This window comes from Streptomyces sp. SID3212, from assembly GCF_009865405.1.
In the GTDB taxonomy this organism is placed as follows: Bacteria; Actinomycetota; Actinomycetes; order Streptomycetales; family Streptomycetaceae; genus Streptomyces.
On record NZ_WWJY01001044.1, the window covers coordinates 1 to 15354 of the forward strand.

At 70.8% G+C, this 15354-nt stretch carries 16 protein-coding genes; 10 read left to right on the plus strand and 6 right to left on the minus strand.

Features of this window, described 5'->3' with window-relative positions; genetic code table 11:
- Both GT042_RS30645 and GT042_RS30650 read left to right on the plus strand, forming a co-directional pair.
- A partial coding sequence (locus GT042_RS30645; protein WP_161311947.1) for a helix-turn-helix transcriptional regulator occupies window positions 1-241 on the plus strand: 241 nt, incomplete at its 5' end.
- 1 nt (window position 242) lies between these two features.
- A complete protein-coding gene (locus tag GT042_RS30650; protein ID WP_237531363.1) occupies window positions 243-1430 on the plus strand; it encodes a cytochrome P450 in 1188 nt (395 codons plus the stop codon).
- Between the two features lie 30 nt (window positions 1431-1460).
- Here GT042_RS30650 and GT042_RS30655 read toward each other — a convergent pair whose 3' ends face one another.
- Window positions 1461-2465, minus strand: a complete 1005-nt coding sequence (locus GT042_RS30655; RefSeq protein ID WP_161311948.1) for a Gfo/Idh/MocA family oxidoreductase — start codon at window positions 2463-2465, stop codon at window positions 1461-1463.
- A 153-nt stretch (window positions 2466-2618) separates the two neighbouring features.
- Here GT042_RS30655 and GT042_RS30660 point away from each other — a divergent pair, with 153 nt between their 5' ends.
- The 7 genes from GT042_RS30660 to GT042_RS30690 all read left to right on the plus strand — a co-directional run bounded on the left by GT042_RS30660 (window position 2619) and on the right by GT042_RS30690 (window position 10157).
- On the plus strand, window positions 2619-3356 hold the full coding sequence (locus GT042_RS30660; RefSeq protein WP_161311968.1) for a GntR family transcriptional regulator: 738 nt from the start codon (window positions 2619-2621) through the stop codon (window positions 3354-3356).
- Between the two features lie 137 nt (window positions 3357-3493).
- Window positions 3494-4522: a substrate-binding domain-containing protein gene (locus tag GT042_RS30665; RefSeq protein ID WP_161311949.1), complete on the plus strand. Its 1029-nt coding sequence runs from the start codon at window positions 3494-3496 to the stop codon at window positions 4520-4522.
- Window positions 4519-5595, plus strand: a complete 1077-nt coding sequence (locus GT042_RS30670) for an ABC transporter permease (RefSeq protein ID WP_161311950.1) — start codon at window positions 4519-4521, stop codon at window positions 5593-5595. Before GT042_RS30665 ends, GT042_RS30670 begins: the two co-directional genes overlap by 4 nt.
- Window positions 5592-6389 (plus strand): ATP-binding cassette domain-containing protein, encoded by a 798-nt coding sequence (locus GT042_RS30675; RefSeq protein ID WP_161311951.1) that lies wholly within the window; start codon window positions 5592-5594, stop codon window positions 6387-6389. The genes GT042_RS30670 and GT042_RS30675 overlap by 4 nt, the downstream gene beginning before the upstream one ends.
- 289 nt (window positions 6390-6678) lie before the next feature.
- Window positions 6679-7845: an ROK family glucokinase gene (locus GT042_RS30680; protein ID WP_161311952.1), complete on the plus strand. Its 1167-nt coding sequence runs from the start codon at window positions 6679-6681 to the stop codon at window positions 7843-7845.
- Window positions 7842-8438 carry a hypothetical protein gene (locus GT042_RS30685; RefSeq protein ID WP_161311953.1) on the plus strand — a complete coding sequence of 199 codons (597 nt, stop codon included), beginning with the start codon at window positions 7842-7844 and terminating at the stop codon, window positions 8436-8438. The genes GT042_RS30680 and GT042_RS30685 overlap by 4 nt, the downstream gene beginning before the upstream one ends.
- 132 nt (window positions 8439-8570) lie before the next feature.
- Window positions 8571-10157 (plus strand): MFS transporter, encoded by a 1587-nt coding sequence (locus GT042_RS30690; protein WP_161311954.1) that lies wholly within the window; start codon window positions 8571-8573, stop codon window positions 10155-10157.
- A gap of 13 nt (window positions 10158-10170) precedes the next feature.
- On the opposite strand, the gene GT042_RS30695 is transcribed toward GT042_RS30690, so the two are convergent.
- Entirely contained in the window at window positions 10171-11094 is a 924-nt protein-coding gene (locus tag GT042_RS30695) for a 2-dehydropantoate 2-reductase (RefSeq protein WP_161311955.1), read from the minus strand.
- A 110-nt stretch (window positions 11095-11204) separates the two neighbouring features.
- On the minus strand, window positions 11205-12797 hold the full coding sequence (locus GT042_RS30700; protein WP_202534224.1) for a DHA2 family efflux MFS transporter permease subunit: 1593 nt from the start codon (window positions 12795-12797) through the stop codon (window positions 11205-11207).
- A 78-nt stretch (window positions 12798-12875) separates the two neighbouring features.
- Here GT042_RS30700 and GT042_RS30705 point away from each other — a divergent pair, with 78 nt between their 5' ends.
- The gene (locus GT042_RS30705) at window positions 12876-13529 is read left to right on the plus strand and encodes a winged helix-turn-helix transcriptional regulator (RefSeq protein ID WP_161311956.1); all 654 of its coding nucleotides are present in this window, start codon (window positions 12876-12878) and stop codon (window positions 13527-13529) included.
- Window positions 13530-13648: 119 nt separating this feature from the next.
- On the opposite strand, the gene GT042_RS30710 is transcribed toward GT042_RS30705, so the two are convergent.
- The 3 genes from GT042_RS30710 to GT042_RS30720 form a co-directional block, all read right to left on the minus strand.
- Window positions 13649-13858, minus strand: a complete 210-nt coding sequence (locus tag GT042_RS30710) for a DUF6480 family protein (protein ID WP_272925779.1) — start codon at window positions 13856-13858, stop codon at window positions 13649-13651.
- Window positions 13859-14017: 159 nt separating this feature from the next.
- Window positions 14018-14569, minus strand: coding sequence for a hypothetical protein (locus GT042_RS30715; RefSeq protein ID WP_161311958.1), 552 nt, complete (start codon window positions 14567-14569; stop codon window positions 14018-14020).
- Window positions 14562-15113, minus strand: coding sequence for a flavin reductase family protein (locus tag GT042_RS30720; RefSeq protein WP_161311959.1), 552 nt, complete (start codon window positions 15111-15113; stop codon window positions 14562-14564). Before GT042_RS30720 ends, GT042_RS30715 begins: the two co-directional genes overlap by 8 nt.
- Between the last annotated feature and the right edge of the window lie 241 nt (window positions 15114-15354).

Consider the following 15354-nt stretch of genomic DNA (forward strand, 5'->3'; position numbering starts at 1 on the left):
GGCCGGCCGCCTCGTCGGCCTCGCCGACCGGGAGCGGGAGGTCGCGTACGCCGTCGGCCGGGGCAGGTCCAACGCCGAGATCGCCGCCGATCTCTACATGAGCGTGCCGACCGTCAAGGCCCACGTCTCCCGGGTCCTGGCCAAGCTCGGGCTCAACAACCGTGTGCAGATCGCCCTGTTGGTGCATGACGCGGATCCGGCCACCGGCGACGGAGCCGACCGGGGCGGTGACGTACGGTGACATGATGGCGATCATCGAACTGGAAGAGTACGGGCCGGACTTCAACAGCGATCCCTACCCCTTCTACGCGAAACTCCGCGAGGCGGGGCCCGTTCACGAGGTACGGGACGACACGGGCCAGCGGTTCTGGCTCGTGGTCGGGTACGAGGAGGGGCGCGCCACTCTCGCCGATCCCCGGCTCTCCAAGTCGCCGGTGGCCGGCGGCCTGCCGGAGGAGGCGATGGGCCCGCACGTCCTCACCAGCGACCCGCCCGACCACACCCGGCTGCGGAAGCTGGTCTCCCGGGAGTTCACCGGGCGCCGCGTGGAGAGCCTGCGCCCGCGCGTCCAGCAGGTCACCGACGGCCTGCTCGACGCGCTGCCGGCCACCGGGCGGGCCGACCTGGTCGACGTGCTGGCCTTCCCGCTGCCCATCACCGTCATCTGCGAACTCCTCGGCGTGCCGCACGAGGACCGCGACACGTTCCGCGCCTGGACCAACGAGTTCGTCGCGCCGCCGCGCCCGGGGGACGCGGAGAAGGCGGCCGGGGAACTCACCGCCTACCTCGACCACCTCATCAAGGACCGGCGGGCCGCGCACCCCGGCGACGACCTGCTCTCCGCGCTGCTGCGCACCAACGCCCAGGACGACGACCGGCTCTCCGCCGACGAGTTACGGGCCATGGCCTTCGTCCTGCTGGTGGCCGGCCACGAGACGACGGTCAACCTGATCTCCAACGGGGTACGGGCCCTGCTCGACCACCCCGACCAACTGGCCGCCCTGCGCGCCGACTTCTCCCTCCTCGACGGGGCGATCGAGGAGATGCTGCGCTACGACGGCCCGGTGGAGACCAGCACCAGGCGGTTCGCCCTGGAACCGGTCGCGTACGGGGACGTGGTGGTCCCGCCCGGCGACATGGTCCTGGTCGCCCTCGCGTCGATCGACCGCGACCCCGCCCGCTTCACCGCCCCCGACACGTTCGACATCCGCAGGTCGAGGACGCCGGGCCGGGGCGGCGGCCATCTCGCCTTCGGCCACGGCATCCACTTCTGCCTGGGCGCCCCGCTCGCCCGGCTGGAGGGCCGGATCGCCGTCCGCTCCCTGCTGGAGCGCTGCCCGGACCTTTCGCTCGACCCGGCGGCGGGACCGTACGACTGGCTGCCGGGACGGCTGATCCGCGGCACCCGCCGGCTGCCTGTGCGCTGGTGAGAAGGGCTTCCTGCGGGGCCGGGCGGACTCTCAGGCCCCCGGGATCTCCGCCAGCGCCACCGGCCGGTGGTCGCGGCGCGAGCGCTCGCACGCCTCCGCGATCCGCAGCGCGATCAACGCCTGCCTGCCGTCGCACGGATTGTCCAGCTCACCGTTGACGACCTGGATGAAGGCGTCCAGCTCCGCCTCGTACGCGGGGGCGAAGCGCTCCAGGAACCCGGGCCACGGGTTGTCGCAGCGCGGCGGCCCCTTGGGCTCGGTCGAGGTGATCGGCGTACGGTCGTCGAGTCCGACGGCGAACTGGTCAAGCTCCCCGGCCAGCTCCATCCGTACGTCGTACCCCGCGCCGTTGAAGCGCGTCGCCGTGGCCGTGGCCAGCGTCCCGTCGTCCAGCGTGAGCACCACCGCCGCCGTGTCGACGTCGCCCGCCTCGCGGAACATCGGGGGCCCGGCGTCGGACCCGGTCGCGTACACCTCCACCACCTCGCGCCCGGTGACCCACCGCATGATGTCGAAGTCGTGCACCAGACAGTCGCGGTACAGCCCGCCGGACAGCGGCAGATAACCCGCGGGCGGCGGCGCCGGGTCCGAGGTGATCGCCCGTACGGTGTGCAGCCGCCCGAGCTTCCCCGACCGTACGAGCTCCCGCGCGGCGGTGTACCCCGCGTCGAAGCGGCGCATGAACCCCAGCTGGAGCACCGTGCCCGCCTTCTCGACATCGGCCAGCGCGCCCAGCGTGCCCGGCAGGTCCAGCGCTATCGGCTTCTCGCAGAACGCGGGCAGCCCGGCCCGCGCCGCCCGGCTGATCAGGTCGGCGTGGGCCGAGGTGGCCGAGGCGATCACCACGGCGTCCACGCCCCAGGCGAAGATCTCGTCCACGGAGGGGGCGGCGGTGGAGCCTGTCCGGTCCGCGACGAAGGACGCCCGTGCGGCGTCGGTGTCGGCGACGACCAGGGCCCCGACCTCACGATGGCGGCTGAGCACTTCCGCGTGGAACGTTCCGATGCGGCCAGTGCCGATGAGTCCGATGCGCATGGCCCCAAGGTGGCGGCACGCTCCTCACCGTGTCAAGCATTTGTCCTGACAATCGAACTTCACCACTTCACGCCGACATTCCCGGCGGCTACGCTCGGCGACGTGCCCCATCAGCCGAGATCGTCCCAGCCCGGGCAGGAGACGGAGCCCTCCCTGCCGCTCCAGCTCAGCGTGGACCGCACCAGCCCGGTGCCCCTGTACTTCCAACTGTCCCAGCAGCTGGAGGGCGCCATCGAACAGGGCAGGCTGGCCCCGGGCAGCCTCCTCGGCAACGAGATCGAACTGGCGGCCCGGCTCGGGCTGTCCCGCCCCACCGTCCGCCAGGCCATCCAGTCCCTCGTCGACAAGGGGCTGCTGGTGCGCCGCCGGGGCGTCGGCACGCAGGTCGTCCACAGCCAGGTCAAACGCCCGCTGGAGCTGAGCAGCCTCTTCGACGACCTGGAGGCGGCGGGCCAGCGCCCCGCGACCCGCGTCCTGGCCAACACCCTGGAGCCGGCCACCGCCCGGATCGCGGCGGCCCTCGGGGTGACGGAGGGCGCCGAGGTCCGGCTGATCGAGCGGCTGCGGTACGCGCACGACGAGCCCATGGCGTACCTCCGCAACCACCTGCCCACCGGCATGTTCGAGTGCGACACCCCACGGCTGGAGGCCACCGGCCTCTACCGGATGATGCGCTCCGGCGGCATCACCCTGCACAGCGCCCGCCAGTCGGTCGGCGCCCGGGCCGCCACCCCGGAGGAGGCGGGACAGCTCACCGAACCCGCCGGGGCCCCGCTGCTCACCATGGAACGGACCACGTTCGACGACACGGGCCGGGCCGTCGAGTTCGGCTCGCACATCTACCGCGCGTCGCGCTACGCCTTCGAGTTCCAGCTGCTCGTACGCCCCTGAGTTCCCGGGGTTCGCCCCGGGATTCCATCTGCTCCCCACCCGACGGTTACCTGCCGGCGGCCCATGACCGATACTTGGGCGCCGGAACCGGTACGGGACAGATCAGGTACGGGACAGATCAGGAAGGGCGCCGCGTCGTGGCAAAGGTCGGTACAGGAGTGCGCGCCATGGGTGCCGTACTGGCTGCGGTGCTCGGGGCCTCGGCGCTCGCGGGTTGCAGCAGCACAGGCGGCCTGCGGGCCGAGCAGCGGGCGGCCCGGGCCTCCGCGGAGGGACAGGCCGCGGGCCGGGCCGCCGTGTCCACCCCGAACTGGACCGTCGCCATGGTCACCCACTCCGGGGACGGCGACACCTTCTGGGACATCGTCCAGAGGGGCGCCGAGCAGGCGGCGGAGAAGGACAACATCAAGTTCCTGTACGCGCACAGCGACCAGGGCCAGGAGCAGGCCCAGCAGGTCCAGTCGTACATCGACAAGAAGGTCGACGGGCTGATCGTCACGCTCGCCAAGCCCGACGCGATGAAGGACGTCCTCGCCAAGGCCCGCAAGGCCGGCATCCCCGTGATCACGGTCAACTCCGGCGCCGAGCAGTCCAAGGCGTTCGGCGCGCTGAGCCACATCGGCCAGGACGAGTCGATCGCCGGGGAGGCCGTCGGCGACGAACTGGACAAGCGCGGCAAGAAGAAGGCGCTCTGCGTCATCCACGAACAGGGCAACGTCGGCCACGAACAGCGCTGCGCCGGGGCGAAGAAGACCTTCGGCGGATCGATGACCAACCTGTACGTCGACGGCACGAACATGCCCGACGTCCAGGCGTCCATCGAGGCGAAGCTCCAGGCAGACCCGTCCATCGACACCGTCGTCACGCTCGGCGCCCCCTTCGCCGACGCCGCCGTCCAGGCCAAGAAGTCCGCCGACAGCAAGGCCGAGATCGACACCTTCGACCTCAACGCCGCCGTCGCCGCCTCCCTCAAGGCCGGGACGCTCGGCTTCGCCGTCGACCAGCAGCCGTACCTCCAGGGGTACGAGGCCGTGGACCTGCTCTGGCTCTACCGCTACAACGCCGACGTGCTCGGCGGCGGCCGCCCCGTCCTCACCGGACCGCAGATCATCACCCAGCAGGACGCCGGGGCACTGGCGGGCTACACCGACCGGGGTACGCGATGACCACGAGCGCACCCCCCGTCGAGGACCGTCCCGGCGGGCCCGGCGGACCGGCCCCCGGCGACGAACGGCTGCTGGGCGCCTCCCCGTTGCGCAAGCTCCTCGGCCGTCCCGAGCTGGGCGCCGTCGTCGGCGCCCTCGCCGTCTTCCTCTTCTTCGCGGTCGTCGCGGACTCGTTCCTGCGGATGTCCAGCTTCGGTACGGTCCTCTACGCCGCCTCCACGATCGGGATCATGGCCGTCCCGGTGGCGCTGCTCATGATCGGCGGCGAGTTCGACCTCTCCGCCGGGGTCATGGTCACCAGCTCCGCCCTGGTCACCTCGATGTTCAGCTACCAGATGACGGCGAACGTCTGGGTCGGGGTCTTCGTCTCGCTGCTGGTCACCCTCGCCCTGGGCGCCTTCAACGGCCTCATGCTGACCCGTACCAAACTCCCCAGCTTCATCATCACGCTGGGCACGTTCCTGATGCTCACCGGCCTCAACCTCGGCCTGACGAAGCTCATCAGCGGCACGGTGTCGACCAAGGCCATCGGCGACATGGAGGGCTTTCCCTCTGCGAAGAAGCTCTTCGCCTCCCAGCTGACCCTGGGGAACATCGAGCTGAAGGTCACCATCCTCTGGTGGATCGTCCTCGTCGCCGTCGCCACGTGGATCCTGCTGCGCACCCGCTTCGGCAACTGGATCTTCGCGGTCGGCGGCAACGCCGACGCCGCGCGGGCCGTCGGGGTGCCGGTCGCGAAGACCCGGATCGGCCTCTACATGGGGGTGGCGTTCTGTGCCTGGATCTCCGGCCAGCACCTGCTGTTCTCGTTCGACGTCGTGCAGTCCGGCGAGGGCGTCGGCAACGAGCTGACGTACATCATCGCGGCCGTCATCGGCGGCTGCCTGATCACCGGCGGGTACGGCTCCGCCGTCGGCTCCGCGGTCGGCGCGTTCATCTTCGGCATGACCAGCAAGGGCATCGTGTACGCGGAGTGGAACCCCGACTGGTTCAAGTTCTTCCTCGGAGCGATGCTCCTTCTGGCCACCCTGCTCAACGCCTGGGTGCGCAAGCGTGCGGAGGCGACACGATGACGGCCCTCGTAGAACTGGACGGCGTCAGCAAGTACTACGGCAACGTCCGCGCCCTCGAAGGGGTCTCCCTGGAGGTCCAGGCCGGCTCCATCAGCTGTGTGCTGGGTGACAACGGCGCGGGCAAGTCCACCCTCATCAAGATCATCTCGGGGCTGCACCGGCACGACGCGGGTGACTTCCTGATCGACGGCGAGAAGACCACGCTGTCGTCGCCGCGCGAGGCCCTGGACCGGGGCATCGCCACCGTCTACCAGGACCTCGCCGTCGTCCCGCTGATGCCGGTCTGGCGCAACTTCTTCCTCGGCTCCGAGCCGACCCGCGGCGCCGGTCCCTTCAAACGGCTCGACGTGGACCTGATGCGCTCCACCACCCGCGCCGAGCTGCTGCGCATGGGCATCGACCTGCGCGACGTCGACCAGCCCATCGGCACCCTGTCCGGCGGCGAGCGCCAGTGCGTGGCCATCGCCCGCGCCGTGCACTTCGGCGCGAAGGTCCTCGTCCTGGACGAGCCGACCGCCGCGCTCGGGGTCAAGCAGTCCGGCGTGGTGCTCAAGTACGTGGCCGCCGCGCGGGACGCGGGCCTCGGCGTGGTCCTCATCACCCACAACCCGCACCACGCCTTCCTGGTCGGCGACCGGTTCACGCTGCTCAAGCGCGGGGTCATGGCCGGCAGCCACACGAAGGACTCGATCACCCTGGACGAGCTGACCCGCCAGATGGCGGGCGGCTCCGAACTGGAGGAACTGACCCACGAGCTGTCCCGCCCGGCCGCCCCGGGGCCGGCCGCCGAGTAGGCGCGCGGGCGCGCCGGAGCCGTACCGGACCCCGCCGGAGCCGTAGGACCGGCCCGCCCGAGCCGTACGACCGGCCCGGGCCGGGCCCGTACCACCGCGTGAACCCCGGTCCGTGGCGACCCCGGGCAGGGCGGATGGCAGAATCGGCCCCGGCGGGCACCGTCCGCCGCCGCCGCCCGCCAGGGCCCGGCCCCGACCCCGCAGGGACGACACGACTCGTGCGAGCGATCAGCCGAGGACGCACTCGGTACGGCAGGCCTGAGCCGACGGACACCAGGGAGCCGGGCCGATGAGCACGTACCGCGACTTCGCGCACCGCGGGTCCGCCCGCGGCACGGTCCTCAGGACCGTCGGCACCAGGGAGCGCCGCTCCCTGCTCACCGCGCCCCGCGTCCCGACCGTCGGCATCGACATCGGCGGGACGAAGGTGATGGCCGGGGTGGTCGACCCGGACGGCAACATCCTGGAGAAGATCCGGACCGAGACCCCGGACAAGTCCAAGAGCCCCCGCGTGGTCGAGGACACCATCGTGGAGCTGGTCCTCGACCTCTCCGACCGCCACGACGTGCACGCCGTCGGCATCGGCGCGGCCGGCTGGGTCGACGCCGACCGCTCGCGGGTCCTCTTCGCCCCGCACCTCGCCTGGCGCGACGAACCCCTGCGGGACGCGATCGCCGGGCGCCTCGCCGTCCCCGTGATGGTGGACAACGACGCCAACACCGCCGCCTGGGCCGAATGGCGCTTCGGCGCCGGACGCGGCGAGGACCACCTCGTCATGATCACGCTGGGCACCGGCATCGGCGGCGCGATCCTGGAGGACGGCCGGGTCAAGCGCGGCAAGTACGGCGTCGCCGGCGAGTTCGGCCACATGCAGGTCGTCCCCGGCGGCCACCGCTGCCCCTGCGGCAACCGCGGCTGCTGGGAGCAGTACAGCTCCGGCAACGCGCTCGTCAGGGAGGCCAGGGAACTGGCCGTCGCCGACTCCCCGGTCGCGTACAACATCATCGACCGCGTCAAGGGCAACGTCCACGAGATCACCGGCCCGCTCATCACCGAACTCGCCCGCGAGGGCGACGCCATGTGCATCGAGCTGTTCCAGGACATCGGCCAGTGGCTCGGCGTCGGCATCGCCAACCTCGCCGCCGCCCTCGACCCCTCCTGCTTCGTCATCGGCGGTGGCGTCAGCGCCGCCGACGACCTGCTCATCGGCCCGGCCCGCGACGCCTTCCGCCGCCACCTCACCGGGCGCGGTTACCGCCCCGAGGCGCGCATCGTCAAGGCCGAGCTGGGCCCCGAGGCGGGCATGGTCGGCGCCGCCGACCTCGCCCGGCTGGTGGCGCGCCGCTTCCGCCGGGCCACCCGCCGCCGTGTCGAGCGCTACGAACGCTACGAGCGGTACGCGCAGGCCATCCGTACCAGCCGTACGGCCCCGACCGAGGAGGAACCGCCGTCATGAGCACCCTCCCCTCGCACGTGCCGCCACCGCAGCCGGTACGGCCGGGCGACGACGGCAAGCCCCCGGAGGACCGCCGTCACCGCAACCGCCGCCGCTGGCTGACCGCCGTCGTCATCGTGCTGCTCGTCGGCGTCCCGGCGGGCTACCTGGTCGTCTCCGCCGAGCAGAGCCGCAGCAGCGGCCGGGACAAGGAGGCCGAGTCGTCGGCCACCGGCCTCCAGCCGCTGCGCCCCTCCAAGATGAAGCGCCGCATCTACGAGGTCCCGGTCCCCGGCGGCGCCACCGGACTGCGCTACTACGAGACCAGCAACTGGAAGTCCAGCCGGCTGTACGTCCAGTTCGACGTCACCTCGGGACGGCTCGACACCTTCCTGACGGAGATGGGCGTCACCCGCTCCTCCCTCAAGGAAGGCTCCATCCCCATCTCCGCCCGCGACCAGCGCACAGTGGGCTGGGACTTCGACATCCCGGACCACGCCTGGGCCGGGGTGAGCCACGACCAGAAGGACCCCAGACCCAGCCAGGACGTGGTGGTCGACCTCTCGGACCCGGCCTTCCCACGCGTGTACGTCGTCTCCACGGCGACGCCCTGACCGCTCCGGGTGGCTCATGCCCCGGACCAGGTTCGCCCGGCTGGCCCCGCGCGGTGAGGGCGGCCCGGGGGCGCCGGGGGGAGATAGTCGGTGGGACCGGTACGCCCCTCAGGCCGTGGACGAGGAGTGAGCATGCCTGATGCCGAACCCGAGGCCCCCGAACCGGGCGGATCCCACCCCGCCCCCCGGGCCGGGCACACCCCGCCCGCGCAGAACAAGTGGTGGACGCTGACGGCCGTCTGCCTCGGCACGTTCATGCTGCTGCTGGACATCACCATCGTGAACGTGGCGCTGCCCGACATCCAGCGGTCGCTGCACGCCAGCTTCTCCGACCTCCAGTGGGTCGTCGACGCGTACTCCCTGACCCTGGCCGCGCTCCTGCTCACCGCTGGCAGTCTCGCCGACATGTACGGCCGCAAGAAGCTGTACGTGATCGGTCTGGCGGTCTTCTGTCTCGCCTCGCTGCTGTGCGGGCTCTCGAACAGTTCGCTGATGCTGCAACTGTCCCGGGGGCTCCAGGGCATCGGCGGCTCCATCATGTTCTCGGTCTCGCTGGCGCTGCTCGCGGACGCGTTCCGGGGCAAGGACCGCGGGGTCGCCTTCGGTATCTGGGGCACCATCACCGGGCTCGCCGTGGCGATCGGGCCGCTGCTCGGCGGGGTGCTCACCACCGGCCTGTCCTGGGAGTGGATCTTCTACGTCAACCTGCCCATCGGGGTGATCGCCGTCGCGATCACCGTGCTCAAGGTCGCCGACTCCCGCAATCCGGAGGCCCGCCACCCCGACTGGCCGGGCTTCGTCCTGTTCACCGCCGCCCTGTCGAGCCTGGTGTACGCGCTCATCCAGTCCAGCCACGACTCGTTCTCCGACCCCGTGGTCATCGCGTGCCTCGCGGCGTCGGTCGTACTCATGACGGCGTTTGTGCTGGTCGAGCTGCGCGTCTCCGAGGCGATGTTCGACCTGACGCTCTTCCGGAAGCCGACCTTCACCGGCGGCCTGGTGGCGGCCTTCGGCCTCAGCGCCTCCCTCCTGTCGATGCTGCTCTACCTGGTGCTCTACCTCCAGGACATCCTCGGGTTCAGCGCCCTGGGGGCGGGCGTGCGGCTGTTGCTGATCTCGGTCGGCATCCTGGTGATGTCCACGGTGTCGGGACGGCTCTCCTCCCGGATGCCGGTGAAGTGGCTGATCGGACCCGGTCTGCTGCTGATCGGCGGCGGACTGCTGTGGATGCGGGGGCTCGACGCGTCGAGTGGGTGGACCCACCTCATCCCCGGCATGCTCATGTCCGGCGCGGGTCTGGGACTGGTCAACCCACCGCTGGCGTCGACCGCCGTCGGTGTGGTCCAGCCGGCGCGCGCGGGCATGGCGTCCGGCATCAACTCGACGTTCCGCCAGATCGGCATCGCCACCGGCATCGCGCTGCTGGGCACCCTGTTCTCCAGCAAGATCAAGTCCTACGTGACCGACCACATCGCCGCGATCCACGGCGTCGGGGACATCGGTTCCCGGATCTCCACCGCCGTCCAGTCCGGCACGGTCAGCCAGACGGTCGACGCCCTCCCGGCCGCCGTCCGCGCGCCGGTCGAGCACCTCGCCGCGGCGGCCTTCACGTCGGGCCTCAACGAGCTCCTCCTCGTCGGCGCGATCATCGCCCTCGCCTCCGGTGTGGTCTCCTTCTTCACGATCCGTACCAAGGACTTCGCGCAGCAGCCCTCCTGAGAGCGGGCGGGGGTCAATTCCCCGCCGCGTGGCGCCGGTTGTGGGCGCGCAGGCTCAGAGCGGCGGCTTCCAGGCGGGGTACGGGGACGCCGGCGTCGCGGCCCCGCCTGACGAGGTCTCCGAGGACGTTCTCGACCTCGGTCGGCCGCCCGGCGGCCAGTTCGCGGGACAGGGACGACGTCATGGGGGATCCGGCCGCCGTGACCAGGCGGCGGAGCGCGGTGTGGGCCGCCTCGTCCAGCCCGTGACCGGCCGCGGCGGCGACCGAGGCCGCCTCGTCGAGGGTCGCGGCGGCGAACTCCGTCCCGCCGGTGACGGCGACGACGTCTCCGACGGTGCCCCGGGCCAGCGAGGTGATCGCCCCGACGGTGGCGATCATGACCCACTTGCCCCACATCGCGCCGACGATGTCGGCGGTCACGGTGACGGTGAAGTCCGGGATGCTCAGCGTCGCGGCCACCTCGTCCGCCCTGCCGCTCGTACGGCCGTCGAGTTCGCCGATCTCGATCTGCCCGCCGGGCGCGTACTGGCGGATGTCGCCGTCGGGGCCCAGCTCCGTGGCGACTCGCAAGGTGCCGCCGAGCACCGCCGTACCGAAACGCCGGGTGAGTACGTCCAGGTGGGTGATGCCGTTGAGAAAGGGGACCAGCGAGGTGCCGGGGCCGACCGCCGGGGCGATGTCGTCCATGGCTGCGGACAGCGCGTCCGGCTTCACCGAGAGCAGCACCAGGTCGTACGGCTCTGTCAGGGTGTCGGCGGTCACCGGTGCCGCGCTGACCACCTCGGCCCGGTCGCCGTCGAGGACGCGCAGGCCACGCTCCCGGAGCTGTCCGGCCCGGCGGGGCCGTACCAGGAGATCCGCGTCCCGCCCCGCCTGGAGCAGCCGCGCTCCGACGAAGCCGCCGACGGCGCCGGCACCTACCACCAATGTCTTCACGGTTCTCTCCTCGGATCCTTGGGGACGTGCTCCCGGTTGTCCCTGTCATTCCGGCGAGAGTGAGCACCCGGGCACAGGCCATACGTCCACCATCGCGATCACCTCATCCCTTACATGGTTGTTCCTGATCCCCGGGGACGCGCGTCGGCGTCGGGGGGACCGGGGGTCTCTCCTTGGGGCAGGGCGGGCTGGGTGGGCTGCGCGGGCAGGAAGGCGACGGCGAAGAGGGCGCCCGCGACGGCGACGTAGGCGGCGACGAGGCAGCCGGTGGTCAGGCCGTGGTCGAAGGCTCCGGTGGCGGCCTGTCGTACGGCCCCGCCCAGAGCGGCCTGCCCGTGGGCGGCGAGTTGGTCGGCGAGGCCGAAGGCGGCTCCGACGGACTGGTGGGCGACGTCGGCCGGTCCGGAGGGCAGTGACGCGGGGAGGGTGGTGTCGAGGCGGGAGTCGTACTGGGTGGCGTAGACGCTGCCGATGACGGCGACGCCGAGGGTGCCGCCGAGGAGGCGGGTGGAGTCGTTGACGGCGGATCCGACACCGGCCTGGTCGCCCGCGACGGCGCCCATGATGGAATCGGTGGCGGGGGCGGAGGTCAGGCCCATGCCGAGGCCGAAGACGACCATCTGGCCGGCGATGACCCCGTAGCTGAGGGTCGGGGAGATGTCGCTGGCGACCCAGAAGTAGAAGGCGGCCTGGAGGGCGAGCCCCGCGGTGACGATGACCTTGCTGCCGACGCGGATCGCCAGGCGTGTTCCGAAGGTCGATCCGACGGCGACGGAGGCGGCGACGGGCAGCAGGTGGACGCCCGTGGACAGGGGGCTGTAGGTGCGGATGAACTGGAAGTACTGCGTGATCAGGAAGATGAATCCGAACAGGGTGAAGAACGAGATCGTGACGGAGACGCTGGCGGCGCTGAAGCGCATGTCCGTGAAGAGCCGTACGTCGAGCATGGGCTGCGTGGCGCGGCGCTCGCCCATGATGAACACGGTCAGCAGGAGTACGGACCCGGCGAAGCCGGCGAGGGTGGCGGTGGAGGTCCAGCCGCAGGTGGGGGCCTCGATGATGGTGTAGACGAGCAGGCCCATGAAGCCGGCGGACAGGATCTGGCCGAGGTAGTCGAGGCGGCGCGCGACCTGGCTCTTCGACCTGGGTACGTACCACGCGACCAGGATGATGACGGCCAGGGAGACCGGGCCGAGGGTGTAGAAGATGCTGCCCCAGCTGTAGTGCTCCAGGAGGAAGCCGCCCACGATCGGCCCCAGCGCGATGGCGACTCCGGCGGTTGCGCCCCACAGGCCGATGGACAGGGCCCGTTCCTTGCGGCTGGTGAAGACCCCGGTGAGCAGCGCCAGGGTCGCGGGGAAGGTCATCGCGGCGCCCAGGCCCATGACGGCGCGGGCCGCGATCAGCTCCTCGGGGGTGGTGGCGTACCCGCCGACGAAGCTGGCCACACCGAACACCAGCAGACCGGCCATGAGCATGCCCTTGCGGCCGAAGCGGTCCGACAGGCTTCCCGAGGTCAGCAGCAGGGCGGCGAACACCAGGTTGTAGGCGTCCACGACCCACTGCAGCTGCGAGTCGGTGGCGCCCAGCTCGCGCGTGAGGGTCGGCAGCGCCACGTTGACCAGGGTCGTGTCGAGGTTGATCACGAACGCGGCGAGGAGAAGCGCGACGAGCACGAGCGGTTTGGACGGCGAACGAGTCATGTTTCAAAACTACACTCGATCAGTTTACTTTCTCTACCACCTACTTTAGGTTCTGTCGTCTTGTCGTAGGCTGGGCGCATGCGTAGTTATGGCCAGTACTGCTCGATAGCCCGGGGGCTCGACGTCATCGGGGACCGCTGGACGCTGCTGATCGTCCGGGAACTGCTGCTGCAAGGCCCGTGCCGGTTCACGGACGTCAAGAACGGCCTGCCGGGCATCGCGACGAACCTGCTCTCCACCCGCCTCAAGGAACTCGAAGCGGCAGGGCTGATCACCCGCGAGGACGCACCGCCGCCCGTGGCCACCGCCCTCTACCACCTGACCGAGACCGGCCAGGCACTCCAGCCGGTCCTCAAGGCGATCGGGCTGTGGGGGCTGCGTTTCATGACCGACGAACGCCCCGACGACGCGTTCCGGGCCCAGTGGCTGGCCTACGCCCCCGCGTGGTTCACCACCGACGCGGACCCGGACGGCCCGCCCGCCGACATCCAACTCGTCGCGGACGGCGAACTGGCCGTCATCGAACTGCGGAACGGCCGCGTCCACACCCGCCTCGGCCGCGCCACCGACCCGGACCTCACCCTGCAAGGACCACCCCGAGCCGTCCTCGGCCTCCTCACCGGCAAGATCGACCTCCACCTCGCCATCCGACTCGGCCTCTCCACCACCGGCCGGAGCGACCTGCTCACCCGCCTGCGCCCGGTCGTGGAAGACGGCGAGCGGCGGACATGAGACCGCTGGACACCCTCATCGCGCGGCGTGTCGCACGGTGCGGTGCCGAGCGGTGGGGGAGCGGCGCTGTGGGTCCCCGTCGCGCGTGAGGCGGACCCGCAGCCGAGCGCGCGATCCGCTCATCCGTACCCGAAGGTCCGCGCGATGAAGAACGCGGCGACGACAGCCGATTGCAGCAGGATGAGACCTACCCAGACGCCTGGATGCTCCCAGACGCCCCCGTCCGCACGTTCCTGGTGGGCCTCGCTGATGGAGCCCTCGGCAGGCGGTGTCTCCTCCGGAGGGTTGATCAGAGGTATAGCCATACCTCCACCATCCTCCGGCCCCATGCCGTCCGCATCAAGGGAGCGGGACGGCGGGGGCCAGGCCGTGTTTCAGCCCGGGGTTCCATCGGTGTTCCGGCATCGCGATGGGCATGGTTCCGTAGGGGGACGAGGGGCCACCCCCGCGTCCGAGGGGCCGGTTTCGGTGGGCACGGACGGCATCGATCACGCGTGGGAGTGCTTACCGCCGACGCGAGAGTGTTCCGAGACGGTGTCAGCTCGCCATGGCCTTTCCTGTGCATGCATCGGTTCCGCCTGCCGGGGGCCGCCACCACGGAACTCACTCCCCTCCAGAACCGTCATCACCACACACTCCATGAGCAGGGTGCGGACGAACGTCTCGCGCTCGGGGAACGCCCGGTCCGTCCGGGCTCCCCTCCGTCGTGCCGCTGTCGAGCCGGCCGGTATCAGGGCTTCGGCCAGGACCTCGCGGCCTCGGCGCAGCAGAGCCAGTCGCAACGTGCGGTTGCCCCGTTCCTCCGGAGCCAGGGCGGTGGACAGGGCGGCCCCGAACGACGCCATCACCCTGGCGGCGAACAGGTCGGGCCGGTCCCGCCCGTTGCGTGCCGGCACCGGCGACGGCGGTGCCGGCCGGGGTTTCCAACCGGCCCTGGCCAGGCCGTCGTTGAGGGCCTCCACGAACCGCGGTCCGACGACCGGCTCCCAGAGGGCGGTGTCCGGTACGCGGTCGGCGTCCCCGGCGGCGGGCCTACCCATCCGCGCTCTGCCTCTTGTTCGTGGGGCGGACGTGCTGGAATCCGCCGTTGAAGAAGAGCAACCCCGACGCGTTGGGCGATCTGTCGGAGTTCACCACTTCTCCGACGAAGATCGAGTGGTCGTTCGAGTCGTAGTGGTCCGAGAGTTCGCACTCCAGCCACGCGATGGCGCCATGCAGCAGCGGGGCCTGGGTGATCGGCCCGGGCCGCCAGTCGAGTCCGCTGAACTGCGCCGGCCCCAGCGGCCTGTTCTTGTCGGCGAAGTGCCGGGCCAGGCTTTCCTGTTCCGCGCCCAGCACGGAAATTCCGAAGCGGCGTGACGCCAGCATCACCTTGTGCATGACCGCGTTGTGGGACACACAGCACAGGACCGTGGGTGGATCGAGGGATACCGAGCTGAAAGCGTTGGCAGTCATTCCATGAACGTGCTCACCGCCGACGCTCAGTACGATGACGCCGGTCGCGAACTGGGACATTGCCTCGCGCAACGTGGAAGGGGTCATGGGGATCGAGTCGGTGGTTTCCTGCGCAGATATGGAACTCATGGAAATCAACATAATATTGTGGCCTCTCCGGCCACTCATCACGAGGTAACTTCGTTTGTAATCAGAGGCATCGCGCCAGGTCAGGGATGCCCATTGGCCGCTCTTGGGCCAGTCGGCCGCCGGCCGGCCGAGGGTGCGGTCCGATTCGCCGGATAAGGTCCCGCCAATGGCCCGTTGCCGGATGATGACCGGTCGATGGGACGTTTGCGTGCCCTGAGCGGAGCGGTCCGGACATGCGGAT